Annotated in this window: 16 protein-coding genes and 2 pseudogenes; 6 read left to right on the top strand and 12 right to left on the bottom strand. The window is 67.2% G+C overall.

Features of this window, described 5'->3' with window-relative positions:
- Positions 1-51: 51 nt before the first annotated feature.
- From hutH to hutU, 4 genes are read right to left on the bottom strand one after another with little or no spacing between them, the layout of a single operon-like run.
- The gene (hutH, locus tag MSM1_RS21160) at positions 52-1,596 is read right to left on the bottom strand and encodes a histidine ammonia-lyase (protein ID WP_213446206.1); all 1,545 of its coding nucleotides are present in this window, start codon (positions 1,594-1,596) and stop codon (positions 52-54) included.
- Positions 1,597-1,598: 2 nt separating this feature from the next.
- The gene (gene hutI / locus MSM1_RS21155) at positions 1,599-2,807 is read right to left on the bottom strand and encodes an imidazolonepropionase (RefSeq protein WP_213446204.1); all 1,209 of its coding nucleotides are present in this window, start codon (positions 2,805-2,807) and stop codon (positions 1,599-1,601) included.
- Positions 2,804-4,162: a formimidoylglutamate deiminase gene (locus MSM1_RS21150; RefSeq protein WP_213446202.1), complete on the bottom strand. Its 1,359-nt coding sequence runs from the start codon at positions 4,160-4,162 to the stop codon at positions 2,804-2,806. The genes hutI and MSM1_RS21150 overlap by 4 nt, the downstream gene beginning before the upstream one ends.
- Positions 4,163-4,169: 7 nt before the next feature.
- Positions 4,170-5,852, bottom strand: coding sequence for a urocanate hydratase (gene hutU, locus MSM1_RS21145; protein WP_213446200.1), 1,683 nt, complete (start codon positions 5,850-5,852; stop codon positions 4,170-4,172).
- Between the two features lie 445 nt (positions 5,853-6,297).
- On the opposite strand from hutU, the gene MSM1_RS21140 reads away from it, so the two are divergent.
- A complete protein-coding gene (locus MSM1_RS21140) occupies positions 6,298-7,443 on the top strand; it encodes a site-2 protease family protein (protein WP_213446198.1) in 1,146 nt (381 codons plus the stop codon).
- Between the two features lie 381 nt (positions 7,444-7,824).
- Here MSM1_RS21140 and MSM1_RS21135 read toward each other — a convergent pair whose 3' ends face one another.
- Positions 7,825-8,259, bottom strand: a complete 435-nt coding sequence (locus MSM1_RS21135) for a pyridoxamine 5'-phosphate oxidase family protein (RefSeq protein WP_213446196.1) — start codon at positions 8,257-8,259, stop codon at positions 7,825-7,827.
- Between the two features lie 138 nt (positions 8,260-8,397).
- Complete coding sequence (locus MSM1_RS21130; RefSeq protein WP_213446194.1) at positions 8,398-8,679, bottom strand: DUF1876 domain-containing protein; 282 nt, start codon at positions 8,677-8,679, stop codon at positions 8,398-8,400.
- Between the two features lie 444 nt (positions 8,680-9,123).
- Here MSM1_RS21130 and lnt point away from each other — a divergent pair, with 444 nt between their 5' ends.
- From lnt to MSM1_RS21120, 3 genes are all read left to right on the top strand, one after another.
- The gene (lnt, locus tag MSM1_RS22805) at positions 9,124-11,961 is read left to right on the top strand and encodes an apolipoprotein N-acyltransferase (protein WP_213446192.1); all 2,838 of its coding nucleotides are present in this window, start codon (positions 9,124-9,126) and stop codon (positions 11,959-11,961) included.
- 165 nt (positions 11,962-12,126) lie between these two features.
- Complete coding sequence (locus tag MSM1_RS22625) at positions 12,127-12,252, top strand: hypothetical protein (RefSeq protein ID WP_282101028.1); 126 nt, start codon at positions 12,127-12,129, stop codon at positions 12,250-12,252.
- 131 nt (positions 12,253-12,383) lie between these two features.
- Complete coding sequence (locus MSM1_RS21120; protein ID WP_213446190.1) at positions 12,384-13,610, top strand: patatin-like phospholipase family protein; 1,227 nt, start codon at positions 12,384-12,386, stop codon at positions 13,608-13,610.
- Between the two features lie 90 nt (positions 13,611-13,700).
- Here the strand turns inward: MSM1_RS21120 and MSM1_RS21115 are convergent, their stop codons facing one another.
- The 3 genes from MSM1_RS21115 to MSM1_RS21105 all read right to left on the bottom strand — a co-directional run bounded on the left by MSM1_RS21115 (position 13,701) and on the right by MSM1_RS21105 (position 16,974).
- Positions 13,701-15,368, bottom strand: a complete 1,668-nt coding sequence (locus MSM1_RS21115) for an HAD hydrolase family protein (RefSeq protein ID WP_213446188.1) — start codon at positions 15,366-15,368, stop codon at positions 13,701-13,703.
- A 47-nt stretch (positions 15,369-15,415) separates the two neighbouring features.
- Positions 15,416-16,366, bottom strand: a complete 951-nt coding sequence (locus MSM1_RS21110) for a ribose-phosphate pyrophosphokinase (protein WP_213446186.1) — start codon at positions 16,364-16,366, stop codon at positions 15,416-15,418.
- Between the two features lie 185 nt (positions 16,367-16,551).
- On the bottom strand, positions 16,552-16,974 hold the full coding sequence (locus tag MSM1_RS21105; protein ID WP_213446184.1) for a CBS domain-containing protein: 423 nt from the start codon (positions 16,972-16,974) through the stop codon (positions 16,552-16,554).
- A 256-nt stretch (positions 16,975-17,230) separates the two neighbouring features.
- Here MSM1_RS21105 and MSM1_RS21100 point away from each other — a divergent pair, with 256 nt between their 5' ends.
- Positions 17,231-18,115: an alpha/beta hydrolase gene (locus tag MSM1_RS21100; protein ID WP_307857475.1), complete on the top strand. Its 885-nt coding sequence runs from the start codon at positions 17,231-17,233 to the stop codon at positions 18,113-18,115.
- Here MSM1_RS21100 and tnpB read toward each other — a convergent pair.
- Positions 18,112-19,610 (bottom strand): annotated as a pseudogene (gene tnpB / locus MSM1_RS21095) (IS607 family element RNA-guided endonuclease TnpB); the annotation flags it as partial. The gene MSM1_RS21100 and the pseudogene tnpB overlap by 4 nt on opposite strands.
- On the opposite strand from tnpB, the pseudogene MSM1_RS22800 reads away from it, so the two are divergent.
- Positions 19,561-19,731, top strand: a pseudogene (locus MSM1_RS22800) (hypothetical protein); the annotation flags it as partial. The pseudogenes tnpB and MSM1_RS22800 sit on opposite strands and share 50 nt — an antisense overlap.
- A gap of 201 nt (positions 19,732-19,932) precedes the next feature.
- Here MSM1_RS22800 and rtcA read toward each other — a convergent pair.
- Together rtcA and MSM1_RS21085 are read right to left on the bottom strand one after the other, a co-directional pair.
- Positions 19,933-20,970 carry an RNA 3'-terminal phosphate cyclase gene (gene rtcA / locus MSM1_RS21090; RefSeq protein WP_213446180.1) on the bottom strand — a complete coding sequence of 346 codons (1,038 nt, stop codon included), beginning with the start codon at positions 20,968-20,970 and terminating at the stop codon, positions 19,933-19,935.
- 10 nt (positions 20,971-20,980) lie between these two features.
- On the bottom strand, positions 20,981-22,012 hold the full coding sequence (locus MSM1_RS21085) for a hypothetical protein (RefSeq protein WP_213446178.1): 1,032 nt from the start codon (positions 22,010-22,012) through the stop codon (positions 20,981-20,983).
- Positions 22,013-22,136 lie beyond the last annotated feature (124 nt).

The raw sequence follows: 22,136 nt of genomic DNA, 5'->3' as shown, positions 1-22,136 counted from the left end.
AACGGGTTGCCGGTAGCCGGTCTCGCCCGGTCGCCCCGGACCGGGCGAGTGTCAGCGCAGCCGGCCGGTGACGGCCTCGGCCGCCGCCAGCAGTGCCCCCGAGGCAGCAAGCTGCACGGCGGCGTCGATCTCCGGCGCCAGGTAGCGATCGGTACCGGGTCCGGGAACCCGCTCCCGCAGGGCGGCGATGACGGCGGCGGTGGCGGGCGCGGGGCTCAGCGGTGCGCGTAGTTCGATACCACGTGCGGCGGTGAGGATTTCGATAGCCAAAACTCGGGTCAGCCCGGCAATGGCCGTGCGCAGTTTACGCGCTGCCGACCAGCCCATCGAGACGTGGTCTTCTTGCATCGCCGATGACGGAATGGAGTCCACGCTTGCCGGGTGGGCCAGCCGCTTGAGTTCGGAGACAATGGCGGCCTGGGTGTATTGGGCGATCATGTGCCCGCTGTCAACCCCGGGATGATCGGCCAGAAACGGCTTCAGTCCACGACTGCGGGCGACGTCCAGGAACCGGTCGGTGCGCCGCTCGCTGATACTGGCGACGTCGGCGACGGCGACGGCGAGAAAGTCGAGCACATAGGCGAGCGGGGCGCCGTGGAAGTTGCCGTTGGATTCCACGCGGCCGTCCGGGGTGACGACCGGATTATCGATGGCGCTGGCTAGCTCCCGAGTGGCGACGGCGCGGGCATGCTCGACGGTGTCGCGGGCGGCGCCGGCGACCTGCGGTGCGCAGCGCAGCGAGTACGCGTCCTGCACCACGGGGTCCTCGGGTCCGCTGTGGCTGGCGACGATCGGCGAGCCAGCCAGCAGCTTGGTCATGTTGGCGGCCGCCGCCGCTTGCCCGGGATGCGGGCGCAGCGCCTGCAGATCGGCCGCGAACGTTCGAGCGGTGCCGAGCAGTCCTTCAACGCTCATCGCCGCCGCGACATCGGCCAGCTTGAGCAACCCGTCCAAGTCGCACAGCGAGAGCACCAGCTGCCCCAGCATGCCGTCGGTGCCGTTGATCAGGGCCAGGCCCTCCTTCTCGGCGAGCTGCACCGGCGCGAGCCCGTAGCGGTGCAGCGCGTCCGCGGCGGCCAGCAGCTCGCCTTCGGCGGTGCGCACCTGGCCTTCCCCCATCAGCGCCAGCGCGACATGTGCCAGCGGCGCCAGGTCACCGGAGCAGCCCAGGCTGCCGTATTCGTAGACGACCGGAGTCAGCCCGGCCGACAGCATGCCCGCGTAGGCTTGCGCGAGCTCGGGCCGGACCCCGGTGCGGCCGGTGGCCAATGTCGACAACCGCAGCAACATCATGGCGCGGATGACCTCACGCTCGACTTCAGCGCCGGAGCCGGCGGCGTGGGAGCGGATAAGGCTGCGCTGCAGGAGGCTACGGAGTTCCGGTGGGATATAGCGGGTAGCCAGCGCGCCGAAACCGGTGGAGACGCCGTAGACCGGGCCAGGATGCCGGGCAAGATGCTCGATTACGGCGCGGCTCTTGGCGATCGCGTCCAGTGCCGTGCCGGACAGCACCACGCGTGCGCCGTGGCGGGCCACCCGCACCACCTCGTCGAAGGTCACCGGGCCGACATCCACGACGACGGGTTGGCTACTCATGATCAGGACTCCCCTTTCTCGTCGGGGCATGGCCGGTCGGGATACCGGTAGCGCCGGCCCGCCCGGACCACGTCGCGAACCAGCGAGACCCCCGGCCGATAGGCCAGGTGCAGGTGGGACGGGGCGTCCAGCCGAACGAAGTCTGCGCGCCGGCCGGGGGCGAGAATTCCGATGTCGGAGCGGCGCAGCGCGGCCGCGCCACCCGCAGTGGCCGACCACAACGCCTGAGCGGGTGTGAAATGCATCTCGCGCACGGCAACCGCGATGCAAAACGCCATGCTTGTGGTAAACGAGGTGCCCGGGTTGCAGTCGGTCGCCAGCGCCACCGTGACTCCGGCGTCAATGAGCCGCCTGGCATCGGGATACTCGGCGCGAGTGGAGAATTCGGCGCCGGGCAGCAAGGTGGCGACCGTGGTGCCCGCGGCCAGCGCCTCGATATCGGCCTCGGTGGCGTAGGTGCAGTGGTCGACGGAGGCCGCACCCAATTCCACAGCCAGCTGAATGCCCCCACCGAAACCGAGTTGCCCGGCGTGCAGCCGGGGCGTCAGCCCCGCCGCCATACCGCTGCGAAGGATGTGACGAGCCTCGTCCACGTCGAATGCCCCGCGATCGCAGAACACGTCTACCCACTTGGCATGCGGTGCACAGGCCTGGAGCATGGGCCCGGTCACCAGGTCGATGTAGGCCGCGCGATCGTTGCGAAACTCCGTGGGAAGGGCGTGGGCGCCAAGGAATGTGGTCTCCTCGGTGAAGGCCTTCGCGATGCGCAGGGAGCGGGCTTCGTCGGCGACGGTGAGCCCGTAGCCGCTCTTGCACTCGAAGGTCGTGACGCCGGCGCGCAGCAGCTCGCCGGCGAGTCGGGCGACGCCTGCGGACAGCGTCGAATCCTTGGCCGCTCGGGTGGCGGCCACGGTCGCGGCGATTCCCGCGGCGTCGTAGGGCTGGCCGCTCATGCGGGCCGCGAATTCCGCCGAGCGGTCGCCCGCAAACACCAGATGACAGTGGCTGTCGACGAATCCGGGAATGACGCTGGTGCCGGCGCAGCTGACTCGGCGATCGGCGTGGGGTGCGTCGGCGCGGTGCCCGACCCAGGCGACCTCGCCGTCATCGACGACGAGTGCGGCGTCGCTAATGACGCCGAGCGGATCCCCGTCGACGTGTTCGGGATCATTGGTGACCAGCTCGCGAATATCGGTGTACAGCGTGCTCATGGCGGTGCTTTGAGCGATGTATCCATGAGTTCGATTACCGTGCTGGCCAACTCGGCTGGCACGTTCGGAATGGTGACATGCCGGCCTCCGGCGACGACGATGCGCCCGTCAATCACCACGTCGGTGACATCAGCCGCGGTGGCGGCGAAAACGACATTCTCGGGCGTCAGCCCACCGCCAGCGGTGCGAATCGAATCCATCTGCACCGCAACGAGATCAGCGCGCATCCCGACGGCGAGCACACCCGCGTCGGTCCAGCCCAGCGCGCGCTGGCCGTCGACCGTGACCGCCCGCAGCAGGCGCTCCGCCGCGATGACGCCGCGCTGACCGCTGGCCAGACGCTCATCGAGTTCGACGGCGCGGGCCTCTTCGAACATGTCGATCACCGCGTGGCTGTCCGATCCGAGGCTGAACAGACCGCGACCGGCCAGCAGCGCGGGCGCAGGGCCGATACCGTCACCGAGGTCGCGTTCGGTGGTGGGGCACATGCACACCCCGGTCGACGTGCGGACGAGATCGTCGATGTCTGTGGCGGTGAGGTGGGTGGCGTGCACGACCGTGGTGTGCTGCCCCAACGCGCCGGCGTCCCGCAGCACCGCGGTAGGGGTGCGACCGTAAACCGCAAGGCATCGCTCGACCTCGCGGAGCTGCTCCGACGAGTGCACATGCAGCGGAGCATTGTGTCCCGCAGCCCATTCGATTACCGCAGGCATGTGCTCGAGTGGGACGCCGCGGACCGAATGCAGGGCAGCGCCGATCACGACGGTCGTGACATCACCCATTTGCCGGTGCAAAGCCTCCACCCGCTGCGCCCAGGCCTCGCCACTGCCGTCGCCGAACCGCTGCTGCACACCGGCCAGCGGTGAGCCCTCGGAGCTCAGGTAGCAGGTGTCCAGCAGGGTGAGCCGGATTCCGGCGTCGGCGGCGCCGTCGATCACCGCGCGCCCCATCGCGTTAGGGTCGGAGTACCGGGCTCCCCCGGCATCGTGGTGCACGTAATGGAACTCGCCGACCGCGGTGATCCCGGCGAGCGCCATCTCGGCGTACACCGCGCGGGCAAGCCGTCGATAGCGATCCGGATCCAGGCGCTCCGCTGCCCGGTACATCAGGTCGCGCCAAGTCCAAAACGAGCCGCGCTCGCGCTCGGCGCGCGAGCGCAGTGCCCGGTGAAACGCATGGGAATGCGCATTGGCTAGGCCCGGAATAACCAGTCCCCGCAGCCGGTTCGAATGCGACGGCGGGGCGGTGCCGGTGTCGATCGCGGTGATCCGGCCGTCGGTGACGGTAAACAGCACCCCGTCATCTACCAAATCCCCGCCGCGCCAGGCGTGTTCACACCACCAGGTTGCTGTCACCGTGCCGCTACCTGGTCGTGGGCGCTGATGCGCTTTCCTGCATCGGAATACGCACCCCACGCTCGGCCGCTACGCGCGCAGCGCGCCGGTAGCCGGCGTCGACATGGCGGATCACGCCCATTCCCGGGTCGTTGGTGAGCACCCGGGCGAGCTTCTGCGCGGCAAGTTCGGTGCCATCGGCAACGATAACCTGGCCGGCGTGAATCGAGCGGCCCATTCCGACGCCGCCGCCGTGGTGAATCGATACCCAGGTCGCCCCCGAGGCGGTGTTGACCAAAGCGTTCAGCAGGGGCCAGTCGGCGACCGCGTCGGAGCCGTCGAGCATCGCCTCGGTTTCCCGGTACGGGGAGGCCACCGACCCGGAATCCAGGTGGTCACGGCCGATCACGATAGGCGCGGCCAGTTGGCCGGCGGACACCATCTCGTTGAACTTCAACCCGGCCAGGTGGCGCTCTCCGTATCCCAGCCAGCAGATGCGTGCGGGGAGCCCCTGGAAGGGGACCTTCTCCCCGGCCAGGGTGATCCACCGGACGAGGTGCTTATTGTCCGGAAACAGCTCGAGGATCGCCCGGTCGGTGGCGGCGATGTCCTTCGGATCACCCGACAGCGCCACCCAGCGGAACGGCCCGAGACCCTCTTCGAACTGTGGCCTGAGGTAGGCGGTCACGAAGCCGGGAAAGGCGAAAGCCCGCGGATATCCCCCGTTACGTGCCCCGCTGCGGATGGAATTGCCGTACTCGAAGACTTCGGCTCCACGGTCCATGAAGCCGACCATCGCCGCGACATGCCGGGCCATCGACTGCTCGGCCTGCTCGGTGAAATAGCCGGGATCCTTCTCGGCCGTCTTCTTCATGTCCTCGAATGCCACACCGACCGGCAGGTACGACAGCGGATCGTGCGCCGAGGTCTGGTCGGTGACGATGTCGATCGGGGCGTCGCGGCGCAGCATCGCGGGAATGACCTCCGCGGCGTTGCCGAGCACCCCGACCGACAGCGGCCGCCTGGCGTCGCGGGCCGTAACCGCCAGCCGCAGCGCGTCGTCGATGTCGGCGGCCTTGACATCGAGGTAGTGCTGCGCGAGACGGCGATCGATCCGGGTCGCGTCGCAGTCCACGCAGATCGCCACGCCCTCGTTCATCGTCACGGCCAGTGGCTGCGCGCCACCCATGCCGCCCAGGCCGGCGGTCAAAGTGATGGTGCCGGCCAACGTGCCCCCGAACCTCTTCTTGGCGACCGCGCCGAAGGTTTCGTAGGTGCCCTGCAGAATGCCCTGCGTGCCAATATAGATCCAGGAACCGGCGGTCATTTGGCCGTACATCATGAGGCCCTCGGCCTCCAGCTTGCGAAAGTAGTCCCAATTCGCCCAATCACCAACAAGATTCGAGTTAGCGATCAGCACTCGTGGTGCCCATTCGTGAGTGCGGAGCACACCTACCGGCTTGCCCGACTGCACCAGCAGCGTCTCGTCGGCTTCCAGGCGCCGCAAGGTCCGCACGATCGCGTCGAACGCGTCCCAGCTGCGCGCGGCGCGCCCGGTGCCGCCGTAGACCACGAGATCTTCGGGATGCTCGGCGACCTCGGGATCGAGGTTGTTCATCAGCATCCGCAGCGCGGCCTCCTGCGGCCAGCCCCGACAAGACAACGCGGGCCCGCGGGGTGCTCTGACGAGGCGGGCGGGGGAGGCGGCCATGGTGCCTTCTTTCGCTGGTTTCCGATCTGGCCGGGTTTCCGATCTGGTCGGGTTTTCGAATCTAAAGGGGTCGGGTTCCCGGACACCGCGCCCGGCTGCACATGCTGGTCGGCGACGGCCAACCGGCACGCCGTGCACCATCCGAATCGCCGGTCGCGGTCGACGGGTGCTGCCACGCCAAAGGTCCTAGGGCCACCCCCGTCGGGACCAAGGGCTCCTGTCCGCAGACCGCCGGGCGGCTAGTGTCGATGACATCACGTCCGTCATACCGGCATCCCTTGACAAGGACGGCACAATGTCTGGTCGCAGCCGATATCAGGCAACGATATCAGGCAATTGTTGGGGAATTGCGCGGGGAATCATAGGGAACTCGCGCCGCGCGCCGCAGAGGCGCCTGCGATCACACTAAGACCTTGTCCACCACCATCTGTGGAGGTTATCTGACATGAAGGGCATTCCGATAGGACGCATCGCCGGATTTCCGGTCAGCGTCAACTGGAGCGTGCTGGTCATCCTCTGGCTGTTTACCTGGAGCCTTGCCTCCACGTTGCCGACCACCGTGCCGAACTATTCGAAAGGGGCCTACTGGCTGGCCGGGGCGTGCGGCGCGCTGGTACTGCTCGGCTCGCTGCTGGCCCACGAGCTGACCCACGCGATTCTGGCACGCCGCGCCGGCGTCCGGGTGATCGACGTGACGCTGTGGCTGTTCGGGGGCGTCACCCGCCTCGGGGGCGAAGCGAAGACACCCAAGGAAGCGTTTCGGATCGCGGTGTCGGGCCCGCTCATGAGCCTGGCACTCGCGGGGGCCTTCGGGGGCGCGGCTTACCTGCTCGGCACGCTGGGGATCGCGCCCATCGTGCTCGGCGTCGCGTGGTGGCTTTCCGGCATCAACCTGCTGCTGGGTGTGTTCAATCTGCTGCCGGGAGCCCCCTTGGACGGCGGGCGGGTGCTGAAGGCTTACCTGTGGCGCCGCTACGGCGACAGTGTGCGCGCCACGATCGGCGCCGCGCACGCCGGACGCGTCCTTGCCTTTATCCTCATCGCGCTCGGGTTGGTGGAGTTCCTGGCAGGGGCCATGGTCGGCGGCGTGTGGCTGGCGTTCATCGGATGGTTCATTTTCGCCGCGTCCCACGAAGAGGAGGCCCAGGTCACAGCCCGGCAGGCCATCGCCGACGTCCGTGTCGGTGACGTCATGACCGCCAACCCGCACACCGCACCCGCGGACATCACCATCGAGGACTTCATTCAGCATTATCTGCTGGGCGACCGCCATTCGGCGTATCCGGTCGCTGGCCGCGACGGCTCGATCATCGGGCTCATCACCCTGGCACAGCTGCGCGGGATTCCGCCGAACCAGCGACCCGCCACCCTGGTTCGGGAGGCCGCCATACCCCTGCCACGGGTGCCCACCGCTACTCCGGACGAACCGCTCACCGCGCTGCTCGAGCGCCTCAGATCCGATGTCGGAAACCGCGCTCTGGTTATCGACGCGGGCCGTCTGGCCGGTATCGTCAGCGCCAGCGATCTGAGCCGACTGATCGATGTGTACCAGTTGGCGTCCGAACGGGCCGATGTTGCTTACGGGCGCTAATTGTTGGTGGCGCTTTGTCGGTGGCGCCTATCCGTTGCCGGCCACCGGGGACCGAGCCCTGGATCTCTGTGGATCCGTCTGGGGGAGCAATTTTTTCGGCTGAGCAGGCGGCGTGCGGCTCTGGTGGCCGCCCTGCAGTTCTAGGCCTGCGGACCTTTCCCTTGCAACGTAAGGGCTTTCCGTTGTCCACCTCTGCCTCGAGTGCAACTCAACTACTGCAAAATCCGGATTAAAGCAGATTAAAGCCGATTAGCCCCATATCAGGCGAGGACCGGGCGAGGGTGGATCCGGGCATGGCGGAATGCGGCACCGCGAGTCACCTTGACAACTCCGGCAACGCCTTAACTACCCGGCATTGGGATTAGACGCGCTTTAAGCGCTTTAGGCGAAGGTGGCTTCCCGTTCGGGCTCGGGACCGAAACGGAATCGCCGGCCGCTAATGGCCGAGGCGTGGATACGAACATAGTTGAGCTTTAGGGTTGCCACCCAGGGCCGCAGCCCCGCGCGATCGGCCTCGGCGATCTCCGCGCTGGTCGACAACACTTCGGCCGTGCCCTGGACTATGACGCTCCAGCCGGCATCGAGTGAGTGCCCGTCGGCCTCGAATGCAACGTTTTTGTTGATCACCACGCTCAACAGCTTGGTGCCTTCGGCGGTCCGAAACAGCACGGTGGGACGCTGGACGACGAAGTTGACCGGAAAGATATCGGGCCGGGAGCCCACACATGTCACCAATCGGCCAAGCTGCACGCTGCTCAGCAGCTCCCAGCTTTCATCGTCGCTGAGAATTGTCACCGGCTCATCGCTGATGGCCATCGCCTCACCCTAACGTGGCAGGCGCCGGCGACGGACTCCGCCTGGCACCGGCGCCTTGCGGCGACGCGGTAACCCGGCAGCCTGGCCGACGGGACCAAGCATCGCACGTATCCCTGGCAACGGTCTACACCCAAAGGTCTAAAGGTGCACACCGGTAGCGGGTTTGTGAGTCACGGCTTCGATGTCGCTGACCGTCTGCTCGAGGAGCTGGTGCGCCAAATCCGACAACGCCCGAGCGATCGCCAGTTCGTCGCCGATCGCCGCCACCGGTTCGTCGGCCGGATCGAGCCGCGCCAAACCCACGCCCACTAACTCGTTGCCGTGCCACGATAGTCGCACCTTGGCCCTGGTGCGCTTTTCATGCTCGTCGACCAGCACGTCGATGTGCCAGGCTTTGATACCGCGACCGCTATCCGTCATCGTGCTCTCCTCGTTGATCGGCCGTCAAAACGTGGGCCGGCACTCCTCCGTGGTGGCACCCCACTTGCGGTAATACGATCGCGCGGCATACCGCGCCGCGCGGCGCCGCAAACCCGGCGCGATCCGGCTGTGGCAGGTCCCATGAAAGTCAGTCTGGGCAACCGGTGGCGGTCCTGCCAGGGCCTTTGGTCCTCAGCGTGTCCGTCAATCCGGCTACAACGCAACGGCAGTCGACCCCGCAGATTCACGCTTGCTGTCATCTGGCGTCCTTTGCAACCGACGTTGCAACCGTTGCAAATCGCGATGTTGCACCCGATGAGACCGCCCGCCATGAGGCCGCGAATCCGGGGCTCTGGTGTCACAGCCCAGCCGCAACTAGTTTGCTTTGGGTGACTTGCTTGCAGCGGTTTGTCTGCGTGGTGGCGCGATGGATGCATAAATCGTATGAAATCCACGGGGCCTCAGCTCAAGTCACTGCGAAGACGGCGCTGGAACGCCCTTTGCCGGCTGGCCGTGGCTGACCGGCCGACGGTGGCCGACGCAGTAGGCATGGATGGCGCCGTCGGTGCCGAGCACAGCTGGCACGGGGCGCGGACACTGCTGGCGGGCCCGCTGAGATGGTTGGTCGGCGGGCAATGTCTGGGGCAGCTCGCCGATGGGCTGGCCCAGATCACTTTCGCGCAGTTCGTGCTGTTCGACATCGGGCGCGGCGCGACGCCGGCCCGGATCGCCGCGGTGCTCGCCGTGACCCTGCTTCCGTTCAGCGTGGTGGGGCCCGTCGCGGGGGTGCTCATCGACCGGTGGGACCGGCGACGCACCCTGATCACCGTCTCGGTGCTCCGCGCGACGCTCACCGTGGTCGGCGCCGGCACCCTAGTGACCCGGTCGACTGGTGCTGCGTTCGCCGGGGTGCTGGTGCTGCTGTCGTTTTCGCGGTTCGTGTTGGCGGCCAAAGGGGCAGCGCTGCCGCGGACGGTGCCGCTAGCCGACCTGGTCACCGGAAACGCCGTCTCCTCGTTAGGGGGGATGGCCTCATCGTTTTTGGGAGCCGTCGGGGGTTCGTTGATTGTCGGCCGCTTTACCGCGGCGGGTTTTCTGCTGGCCGCGGGGTGCTACCTGGGCGCCGCCGTCGTGTTCACCCGGCTGCCCGACGTCGGTGGCCGGCAGCGTGCGGGGCTGCTGACCCGGTTGAGACAGCTTGCCGCCGAACTCGCCGAGGGGGTGCGCGCGGCGGCCGACGTGAGCATGATCCGCTGGCCGCTGCTCGCTGTCGCGGCGCATCGATCGCTTCTGGGAGCCGGTTTCGTGGTGCTGGTGCTGATCGCTGACTCCCGGTACAACCTGCGCATCTCGGGGTATGGGGTGGCGCTGGCGGCGACCGGGCTGGCCGCCTTCGCCGGGACCCTGGCCGCGCCGCCGCTGGCACGACGCTACACCGCCGTAGCGCTGGTGCCCGCCGCGTTCCTGCCCGCCGCCGCGGCGGCATATGTCGGTGGCCTGGTTCCGTCGCTAGCGATGCTGGTGTGCTGCGTGAGCGTGGTGGCGTTCGCTTTCCAGGTGCTCAAGATCTCGGTGGACGCGTTGGTCGGCGGCACCGCCTCCGATGTGGTTCGCGGACGGGTGTTCGCCGTGTACGACGTGCTCTACAACGTCGCGTTCGTCGTGGCCGGGCTGGCCCTGGTGCCGCTGTGGGGACCCGGTCGCGAACGCTGGCTGCTGTGGCTGATCGCCATCGGTTTCCTGCTCGGCTGGGTCGTGGTCGGCGCACTGCTGCTGGGCTGGAAATGGCGCGCGGGAATGCGAGCCCGTGGCCGTGGGCGGGCGCTCGGGCGGCTAGCGGCCCTGGCCGCGGGCGCGCTACTCGCACCGGCCTTTCCGGCGCCGTCGTGGTGGTGGCTGGCTTGGGTCGGTGTGGTGCCGCTGCTGCTGATCGTGCGCGCCGCGCCGACGCCCGGTGAGGGCGGTGTGCGGGCATGGTGCGGGCTTGGCGGCTTCGTAGTGACGACCCAGTATTGGCTGCTGCCCAGCGCGGGTCCGCTGCTGGTGGTGATGGCCGCCCTGCTGGGAGCGTTCTGGATCCCGTGGGGCTGGGCCAGCCACCGGCTGCTGTCGGGACGGCCGACCACCGCGCGGGCGTTGGCAGCCGTGATCGTGTTGCCCAGCGCCTGGGTGCTCGCCGAGGCGGTGCGGTCCTGGCAAAGCCTGGGCGGCCCGTGGGCCCTGCTGGGCGCCTCGCAATGGAACCAGCCCGTCACGCTGGCCTCGGCCTCACTGGGAGGGGTGTGGCTGACGAGCTTCCTGCTCGTCGCGGCCAACACCGCGATCGCCGCGATGATTCTGTGCCGTGGAATGCCGCGTCGGGCTCTCGCGCTGGGCGCGGCGCTGACATGCGCGGCGGCCGGGCCGAGTTATTACCTGCTGCGGCCCGCTCCGCTGCCCGGCCCAACGGTGCGGGTTGCGCTGGTGCAGCCCGGTAACATCGCGGACGCGGGCGCCCGTCTGGCGGCCGGGGAGGCCATCACCGCTAGCCTGGCTGGCCAGCATCTGGACCTCGTCGTGTGGGGAGAGAGCAGCGTCGGGTCCGATCTTTCCAGCGATTCCGCGGTCATGGCGGATTTGACGCGGTTGTCGCGGCGAATCGGCGCGGACTTGCTTGTCAACGTCGACGCGCCCGCGCCGAGCGGGGGCATCTACAAATCCGCTGTCCTGATCGGACCGAACGGACGGCTGGGGACCTACCGCAAACTCCGGCTGGTGCCGTTCGGGGAGTATGTCCCGTTCCGGGCGGTGCTGGGCTGGGTCACCCGGCACACCAAAGCCGCGGCCCAAGACCGGCGCCGCGGCAATGGGCCGGCGGTGTTGCATGCCGGCCGGCTGACCCTCGGGCCATTGATCAGTTACGAAGCGACCTTTTCCGATCTCGCCCGCCGCGAGGTGCAGCTCGGCGCGCAGCTTCTCGTCTACCAGAGCTCCACCTCCACATTCCAGGGCAGCTGGGCGCAGCCCCAGCTGGCCAGCCAGGCCGCGGTTCATGCGGTCGAGGTGGGCCATCCGGCGGTCCACGCCGGGCTATCCGGTGACAGCTCGGCCTTCGACGCGGGGGGCAGCGAACTTGCCTGGTGCCCGTCCACATATCGCGGCGCCACCGTAGTCGCGGTGCCGCTGGGCTCCTTCGATACCGGCTACCAACGGTTCGGGGACTGGGTGCCGGGGATGGCGGTTATGGTCCTTGCCGGCGCCGGTGTCGGCGCGACGCTGCGATCGCAGCGCCGAGGCCGGTAACGATGCCGCCGGCACCGCCTCGATGCCGGCATCGACCCAAGGCCGAAAGTCCCTGGCCCACTGTCAAAAGTCACCATTAGGCACATAGTCTTTCGGCACCACCCCGGATAGGCGAACACTTGTGGTGCAACGGTTGCAGCTGCCAGTGACAGGTTAGGAGTTGATATGGCGAACAACCGCTACCTCGAAGTCATCAAGCGCCTGCTCTCCGCGGAGACGTATCTGCGGATGCGGGAGAAAGCCAACGAGCGCAAACCGCAACAACCCGGCCCCGAGCAGAAGCCACGATGACGTCACGCCCCCCGCCGCGATGTGTGCGCCGATGATCGCCCCGGGTGGTCCGCGCGCGGCAGCCGCCCCCCGGAACAAGTCGTCGCGCACGTGCCCGTAACTCGGTCCAGGCTTCACCTCCGCGCACGCTGATGCCGCGGCAGCGTCAACGAGTCGCGGTTGTCCTCGGCGCCGCCGGGGCACGCGGCGGCTATGAAGCGGGGGCGTTGTCGGTGCTGGTGCCGCGGCTACGGGCGGCCGGCTGTGAACCCAAGGTGTATCTGGGCTTCGGCGCCGGCGCGGTCAATGCCGCACTGTTGACCGCGTTCGCCCATCTCGAACCGGCCGAGCAGGCCGGTCGAGTCCTCGCCCTGTGGCACAGCATGCCGATCACACAGGTGCGCCGATCGCCGCTTTTCGCTGTGCCGGGTGCGACCGCGCGCTTCGTGGGCCAGACCCTGCGCCTGCCCGGTATGCGGCTCACTCATCTGCTGAATACGGCACCGCTGCAGAATACGGCACCGCTGCGGCGCAAAATTCACGCAGCAGTCGACAGCCAGCAGCTCCGTGACAACATTGCCGGCAAGGGTCTCACGTTAGCTGTGGTTACGACGTCCGGCGACGATGATCGCAGCGTCGTGTTCGTCGAGCGCGCGGACGGTGTTCCGGTACCGGCCGCTGATGATGAGCGGCCGATCGACTACGTCGCGGTACGGATGCGACCCGAGCACGTGCTGGCCTCGGCCGCGCTGCCGGTGGTGTTCCCGCCCGTGCGGATCCGCAAACCATCGGGTGCGACCGGCTGGTATCTCGACGGCGGGCTGCGGCTCGACGCTCCCCTAAAACCTGCGCTGGCGCTGGAGGCGGATGCTCTGGTTATCGTCGCCACCCACCCGATGCGCGACAGCACGACAACGCCGCAGCCCGGTGGGCTCGCCCGCGATGTTAGCGACGTTCTCGTCGAACTTTTCAACGTCGCCCTCACCGGCCGGTTGGTTGAGGACCTGCGGACGCTGGCAAAAATCAATGCGCTGTTGCCCGAAGATGAGGTAGTGGTGACCGCGACGGGCCGGCTGCGCAGGAAAATCCCCTACGTGCTCGTCGGCCCGCCGCACCGTGAAGCACTGGGCCGGTTGGCGCATGCGGTACTGCACAGTAAATCCGGGTATTCGGGTGGACCGCTGGCGAGGCTGCGGCAGCATGAGCTGCGCCTGCTCGCACGTGCTTTCGAGGGCGACGGACCGCGCGGGGGCGACCTGATCAGCTACCTGTATTTCGACCAGGAATTCATCCGGGCCTCCATCGAATTAGGCCGACGTGACGCCAACGCGCTATTCGAGGGGTTGGCGATTTCCGAGATCCCCTGGCGCATCGACTGATCAGCAGGCCATTCGGGACACCAAGGCGCTGGGAATAATATTCTGCCGCCGAAACATACTCGAGTGCAGTAGGACTCGTTGCGCGCGGTTTTAGTCGTGCTTTGGGGTATCAAGATACCTTTCCTCCACCGCCTGAGCCAAGCGGTGGCGAATGCGCTCTAGCTCCGCAGCTTGGTGCGCGAGCAGCTCATCCTCCCAGGCCGCCACATGCGCGGCGAAGTCCTTGTCGGCGATGGTGCTTTCCAGCCAGCGGGAGAAGTCCCCCCGTTCCAGGTGGAAGCGAAGCGCTTGTGGGTCCAGATGCCGAATCGCGGTGCCGAAGTCGTGCATTGTCGCCGCCGGAGCAACATACTGGCCGTCTACCGGATGAAAGTAGAACCGTCGCTCGTCGGGCAACGAGATGTCGGCGTATTTGTGGCGGTGTCGCACATGTGTGGTCCTGCGATCTGCGAGGGTGAGCCGACGAGCAGGGCGAGACCCGAAACGCAATGTGGCCCACTGCTTTGTCTGAGACGCCCCCGCCCCTGATAGGTCGTCACGGGTGAGCTCCAGCACCACGTCAGTGCTGTCGAGCTCACGGGCCGGCAGTGACGCCGGTGCGAACGAGCACAAAACATATCCGCCTCGTCGCGTCCACCGGGCTACCTGGTCGGTGCCGAGCAGATGGGCCTCATCGTAGATCACCCAGTGCGGAAACCCATGCTGTTGCCGATGGGCTTCGGCGATGGATCGCAATCGGCGCAGATAGTCGATCTTGTCTGGCTCGTCGAGCGCCGACAAATCCACCACGATGCTGTTGTTTGGACGCAGCATCGTGTCGAGCAGCTCCGTCGGCTCGGGAAGGTAGTGCCGGGCATCGACGGCCTGCACTTGGCTTAGCTCGCGCAATTCCACGTGATCGCCCTCGGGGTCGACGGCAAGAACGCAGTAACCCGCCAGGATCCACTTTTCTGCCATGAGTCCGACGAGGTAACTCTTGCCCGCCCCCGCTGGGCCGGTCACCAGGATTCGGGCCTGGCTTCCCGGCACTCGCGCCGGCGTTCCGTCGTCGAAAGTGCCGATGCGGATCCACCGCCGTGGCGGGCAGTAACGTCGCGCCCCACTCAGGTAGGGGCCGGTCAGCAGGCCGGCGACACCAAGCCCGTCGGGACCCTCGAGGATGAGATCGGCGTGCTCTCGCACCGAAGGGACGGCATCGGCCACGGCCGCGCCGATCTCGGCCATTCCGAACAACGACAAGTCGTTCTCGGCATCACCGACCGCGATGGCGTTGTGCGGTGAAAGGTTCAGCTCGGCCAGCACCGCACCCAGCCCGGTACCTTTCGTGACACCGGCCGGCAGCACCATCAACGCGTCCCGGTTGCGGATCACCTGGCAGTCCAAGCCCAGTTCGCCGATCGCCCCGACAACGGTTGCGGCGTGGTCTCCGTCAACGGCCATCAGCACCGTGCCCCGCCGGTATGGCACCCCCCGAGCGGCGAGCACGTCATCGAGCGCGGCATCGACGGGCGCCGAGAGCGCGCGAGCCTTGCCGTCAATTGCCGCGACCGCGCCGTTTTCGAGAATCAGCACGTCAAAACGGTCGGCGATCCGGGGGAAAGCGGCCTCTAATTCTCGTGCGATGCGCCCGGTCACAAGGACGACCACCACCCCGTTTCGCCGGACTTGGTCGATCGCGTCCAACGCCTTGGCGCATACCTTGCCCCGCGAGGTGAGCGTGCCATCGAGATCGAGGGCTACCACCTGAAAAAACGCCACAGCCTTGTCCTGTCTGCCTGGTGCCGGTCGGCCGAAGTCACGCTGAATTACCCGTCGGATGCCGCGCTCAGGGCGCCTGACTGGCGCAGTGGCTTATCGGCGTGCAGGCAGGCGATGGCCCTCGCGAGAGTCGCCGCGATGGAGCACACCCGGATCAGGGTGCCCCCATCCTTGGGCGCGACGGTGTCGGTGACGATGATGCGCCGCAAGCCGAGGTCACGTAGGCGGCTGGCGGCGCCATGGACCAACAGCCCGTGCGTTGCGGCGACAACGACATCTGGCGCGGCACCGTGCAGCCGCACCAGCCCGACCGCGGCTTCGATGGTTGCCCCGGTGGTGATCATGTCGTCGATGATCAGCACCGGATGGCCCTGCACCTCTCCGGCGATGTCCAAAGCGATGACCGCGGTTCCGCTTTCGCGTTGCTTGCGCACGATCGCCACCGGACCGTGCAGAAGCGCCGCGTAGCGCGCAGCGAGTTTGGCTGCGCCTAAATCGGGGGCGACGATGACCGGTGGCGCCGGCAGTTCGCCGGCGAGCGCATCGCATAAGGCGGGAACGGCGGTGAGCGTTTCAACCGGAACCCGCGACACCGCTTCCAGGCTGGGTGTGTGCGGGTCGACAACCATCAGGCGATCGGCTCCGGCGGCGGCGATCGCATCGGCCACCACGGTAGAGCCCAGCGCCTGACCCACCGCGGTGCGGCGATCCTGGCGGGCGTAGCCGAAGTACGGCACCACGGCGGTCACCCGCGCGGCACGGGATCGCCGGCAGGCGTCGAGCAGCAACAACAACTCGAGGATATGGTCATTCACCGGGGGAGCTGTCGGTTGAATGACGTAAACATCGGCGCCGCAGACCTCCTCGATTGTCGGGCGCAACTCACCATCGGGGTAGCGCACCAGGCGGCAGCCATCGGATTCGACACCGAGGTGGTTGGCGGTCGCAGCGCCAAGGGCGGGATTGGCGCTCCCGGAGACGATTCGAAGAACGGTCATCGAAGCGTGCTTCGAAACGGTTGGCCCACGCGTCACTCCTCACCGATCTAGCTAGCCTCACCGGCCTGGCATGCCGTTGAGGACTAGCATCGAGCCCCGCGAACGCCGGCGCGAGAGGCTTTGGTCCTCAGCGGGCCTCGAGGTCGACGTGCAGGTCGCGGCGGCCAGTCTTGGTGCGCAGGGCTTCAGGCCGAGCCGAAACCCAGGTCAGCTTCCGCACTGTAGACACCCAGCAGGTCGCGGGCCGAGACGATACCGACCAGGGCACCGTCGCGTTCTATCAGAATGTGGCGGATGTAGCGGTCCATCATCCGAACCGCCACCTCATCGACCGTGGCTTCGGCGTCACACCACACCAGGTTGGTGCTGGCGATGTCGAGGACCGGGACTGATGCCGGATCCTTTCCTGCGGCCACCAACCGGACAATGTCACGCTCGCTCACCAGCGCCGTGGCCCGCTCGCCCTCGCCCACCACAACCGCCCCGACCTCGCCGGTGACGAGCGCCTCGGCGACGTCGGCGACGGTAGCGTCGGCGGCGACGCGAATCACGGGGTCGCCTGTGATGGTGGAGACGGGGATCGACCCCGCGGAAGGAATGCTCGTCATCTTCCCATGGTGTCATTGGCGACCCGGTGGGCTCCAGCGAGCCCCGGTTAGCCGCGCGCCGCGAGGTGCCCTCGGCGACCCGTTGACGCATCCGTGGCGACGGCGGGTTTTTCTGCTGTCGCAGTGAGCCGTGTTTTGCCATAGTGGGGTGGCCGAGGGCCGTCGCCGACCGGTGGGTGGCACGGTTGGGCCCGAGGCCGGGCCGCGGGCAGTTGGCTGCGGCCGTCAGACCATGGCAGCGAAACACGGAGGGATTGTGGCCGACCTCTTCACCGGTTTTGACACGGTAGACCACCCGGTCGGGCAGGGTGTTGTGCATGCCCGGGTCGGCGGCCGGGGGGCGCCCGTGCTGCTGTTGCACGGCTTCCCGCAAACCCACGCCATGTGGCACCGTGTCGCGCCGCGGCTGGCTGAAAAAAACACGGTGGTGGCGGCCGATATTCGCGGATACGGGTCATCGCGTGGCGGCGGCGAGTTCACCTTCCGGGCGATGGCGGGGGATTTGATCCTGCTGATGGACGAGCTGGGCTATGAGCGGTTTCATGTCGTCGGGCACGACCGGGGCGCTCGCGTCGCGCACCGGATGGCTTTCGACCACCCCCATCGTGTCGCGTCGGTCGCCTTGCTGGACATTTTGCCCACGCTGGACGTGTGGGAGCTGATGGACGCCTGGCTGGTGCGGCGCTATTACCACTGGGCCTTTTTGGCGCAGCCGGGCGGGCTGCCGGAGCGATTGATCAGCAATGACCCGATCTTCTTCCTGCACCACACCCTGCGGGGGCTTTCCGGCTCGCTTGTGGTGTTCGATCCCGCCGCCCTGCAGGAGTACGAGCGTGCCGCCCAGCGTCCGGAGGTCGTCGCCGCCTGGTGCGCCGACTACCGCAGCGCGGCCGGGGAGGACCTGGACCACGATCGCGCCGACCTGAGCCGCACGCTAGACATACCGGCGTTGGTGCTGTGGGGAGCCAACGGGGTCGTCGGGGCCAAATGCGACCCGCTGCAACGGTGGCGAAAGCACTTCCCCAAAGCCACCGGGGCCAGCGTCGCCGCCGGACATTTTCTGGCCGAAGAAGCCCCGGATACCGTGTTCGGGTACCTGAGCGAGCATTTGGCCGCGAACCTTGCCGGTGACGGTGTTTAAGTTGCGCATGCTGATGCGGCGTCCCCTTGCGGGGTTTGGGTTTTGGCCTTTCCGCTTGCGGTCCCGCGTGGGCGGGGTCTTAGGGATGCTCCGCGAGCACCGGATGGTCGGGTGTCTGCGCCATGGCCGGTACCAACCGGTGTGGTTGGCCGGGGTACCGATGGGGCCGTCGTCCCTACTGGACCACAACTGGCGGCGTTACCCGGCCAGTCACGGAGATTGCGCGCGGCGTTGCGATCGCGGTCGACGACCTCACCAGTGCGCGGACACACCAGCAAGTTGTCGATGCGTCCTTTGCCGATCAGCCGGCACGGGCTGCCGTCGGGTGTGGTGCAGCCGTGATGGATCTGGCTGGACGGCAACCACCGATCCGCCACCGTCAACACTGTGCCGTAACGGGTGGTCTTGGCGGCCAGCATCGGCCTGATCACACCCATCGCCGCAGCAGAGACGGCGCGCCGGTGGGCGCGTCGTCGCATCCTGCGTTTCATCGCGGCCACGTGGAGGTCGTCGATCACGATGTGGCCATAACCGCTTGCCAGCTCGGTGGTGAGCTGATGGGCGGCTTCTCGCCGCAGGTACACGCATCGGCGGTCTAGGCGGGACAGCTTGGCTTTCGCTGCCCGGTGCCCGCGCGATCCGGGAATGCGGCGAGAAAGTTCACGTCCGGCCCGCCGCCGCGCAGCAAGCGTGGCTTTCAACGGAGCCGGATTTGGATACTCGACAACAGTTGCAGCGCCGGTGGCGGTGTCGAGGGTGGCCACGGTGGCCAACGTGCGCACCCCAAGATCCACCCCGGCGACCGTGGTCGGCCCGACCACCGTCGGCGCGGTGGCCGGGGTGCGCAGTGCGTAGCTGATCGAGACGAACAACCGGCCCCAGCGCTGCAAGAGCGTCATGTTCACAATGCGGGCGCGGCCAGAAGCGACATGCCGTTGCACCCGGCGGGTGTTCTCCTTAGCGCGCCGATCACCGGCACGGTGATGCTGCGACGGTCGGCTTCTACCCGCATCGTTCCGGTGGTGAACCGCACCCGCCCCGGGTCGCGGCGCGCGGATTTGAACCGCGGAACCCCTACCCGGCGGCCCCGCCTGGTGCCGTTGCGGCTGGCCGACCAGTTCTCCAGCGCCCGCGCCAGATCCGCCAGCCCTAAGGAGTAGGCCTCCTTGGAATTGTCCGCCCACCACGGCGCCACCTCATCCTTGGCGCGGTTCCACGCCCAGCGCAGCGACCCCAGATCCCAACCCACCGACTCACGGCCCGAATCAACAGCTTTCGCGTCCAGGTCAGCTTTCACCCGGGCCAGGCCCCAGTTGAACGCCTTGCGGCGAGCGCCGAAATGCGAACGCACCAACCCCGCCCGCTCCGGGTCGGAGGGCCACCGCACCTCGAACTTCGCTGCCGTCACCGCCCAGCCGGTCGGCAACGGCGCACCCGGGCAGCCCATCTGGGCGAAACCCCCGGCGTCACCGCCATCAAGGCCGAACAGGGCCGCGGCCACCGATGGGGCGCATCTGGCTGGTAAGCCGAAGCCCGATGGGAAACCGGGGTTGTCGCGGTATGTCGATGTGGGTGACGATTTCGGGGTGCACCGGGCGGCGGTGGAGTCGGTGTCCGCAGCCTGCGCCCGGGTGCGCAACCCGACGATCACGCAGCACGGTATTTGATCCCGTTCCGGGCCACACACTCCGACAACGTCACCAAAAATAGCAGCACCTACCATACAGACACCCATGCGAAGCGCCGATTTATAAAGAACTAGTTGTCACCCACACCCCACACCCAGCAGCTCACCACCCCCAGCCACGGTGTGGATTTCACCGGGTCAGTCCTATCCCGTGAATCTGCACCCGTTTGGCGTTCACCTTCGCCCCTGCCCCGAATTGGGCGACGAGCCAAAGATTGCTCCGCAGGTGCTCACTTATACATGGCACGAAGTAGACCGATGTCCCGTGGGCCAACGCACAAAACAGCACAAGCTGATCGGCTGCGTGGCGGTCCACCGTCGCCCCACTGCGCAGATCCTCAAGAAACGTCGCCGCCACGAGGCGGCCGATCTGCTCGGAGGATCGTCCGGGCTTTCCCGCGCGGTCGGCGCCGAACCAGCTCCCGGTGCTGCTTTTCGCCCAAATCGCCAGGCATGCGCCCGGATGCACCGCGGTGTCATCATTTACCCGCTCGATGGCGCAGGCCATGCCAGCGTCCCGAAGCCGTGCCTCACAGGCGACCGCCATCCGCTCGCTGACCCGTTGCCGGGCCAGATGGCTCGACAAGGCAATGCCATGCACGTCAGCGACCCCACCGGCGGCACTGAGCACTAACGCGTCGAGGCCCTGGGGCCTGGGCGCCACGTTCAACTCGATGACGCCCGCGCCGCCGGGCACATACCCGGGGCGGATGACGTCCAATGACACCTCGACACCCATTAAACCCAGCAGCGGGGCGAGCACGCGATGCATGTGAAACGCCGACGGGGCAAAGTCTTGAAATAAGCCGCCGGTGATCCGCGCCCGCACGGGCTCGGCGGCGAAGCACGCCAGCGGAAGTACACTCAACGCCAACATGGTGGCTGAGCCCGCGGTTCCAATGTCCCATTCGAAGCTCCCGCCTTGGATATCCGATCCGGGAGCGAAATCGATTGTTCGGCCCCCTACTTCAACACCGTCAATGGTGGCTCCACACAGCTGCGCGCACGCACGAACGGCCGTCACGTGCTGAGGCCGCAGACCCGGCACCCGCCGTCGCTGCCTGGCATTGACGATCCGGACGGGTCGGCCACTCAGCGCAGCCAGCGCCACCGCATAGCGAATAATGGTGCCGCTGCCAGACATTCGCGCGCCATCAATGGTGACCACAACGCAGAACCTACCCCGGCTCAGCGATCCCGTGCTCGACGCACTTGATAAACCCGCTGGCGACATGTCCGGTGACGTCGATGCGCTGTTCACGACCGCCGAGCGTGCTTGCGAATCCACCCCGCTCTCGGTCGGTGCAGTGGGTTGCCCGCTGGGCGCGAGCCAGGAAGCCGAGCGCGGTTTTGATGCATCGACGATAATTGGCGGTGCGCTGGTCACGGCCGGCAACCGCTATCGCGTAGGCGTCGGCAAGGCCTTCGAGTGCGCAGGCGACTTCCACGACCGCCTGTCGTTCCGGGCTGCGGGCCACGCAATCGTAAAATCCGCTGGCGATGATCCGGTCGTGCAGTTCGAACACAAAGCCGCGCACAAGGTCTTTGACCTTGAGTCTCGACGTGGCGGCGAACAGCGCCCGGCCGGCTTGTGACTGCCAGTTCGCGAAGAAAACCAGCACGTCGGGGTCGAGGCGCCCGCGCTCGTAGTAGTCGCGCTTGTAGTGGTCGAACCCGCGCTCTGCGCTGTCAAGATAGCGGATCTCTCCGGTGAGGCGGTGGGCCTCGAGAAGGGCGAGCATCGCCTCTGCGGGATACAGTTCCTCGCCGCGATCCGGCAAGGCGCCGAAAAATACCTGATACGAGCCATCCTGGCGCTGCTGCCGCAGGATGCCTTCGGCAAGCGGTGTGAGCCGCTGCACTTTGTCCGGGAGATCCGACCAAGCCAACGCAAGGATCAGAAAGGCGCTGTGCGCGATGGACGAAGGCTCTCCCTGGGGTGCCACCATCGCGTAGCCTTCTTGACGGATCACCAGCCGGCCGAAATGCTCCAGTGAACCCCGGATCACGTCCCGCAGTTCATCACGCCCGAGAAATGCGCTCAAGACCTCGACATCCCACACCGCGGCGATGTCGCGAATGGGCTCACCGTCGCTGATCGCCACGTCATTCTCGGCGTCATAAAGGTAGAGCAGCCGTCCAGTGCTCGGGTCGGCCATTCCCTTGTACCACTCGAACATCAGCTGGAGCCGTTCAACGAGTGCGCCCACACGTTGGTGACCTGGCGCGCACCAATAACGTTGGCTGGGCATGAGTCTGCCTGTCGTTACCTAAACTACTGTGACACCACAGCGCTCGGAAATCCCGTATGCGAATTTCTCCCGCCGATAACGG

Source organism: Mycobacterium sp. SM1, assembly GCF_018361265.1.
GTDB lineage: Bacteria > Actinomycetota > Actinomycetes > Mycobacteriales > Mycobacteriaceae > Mycobacterium.
Note: the sequence above shows the minus strand (reverse complement) of the source record. Positions and strands in the feature narration are given on the sequence as shown.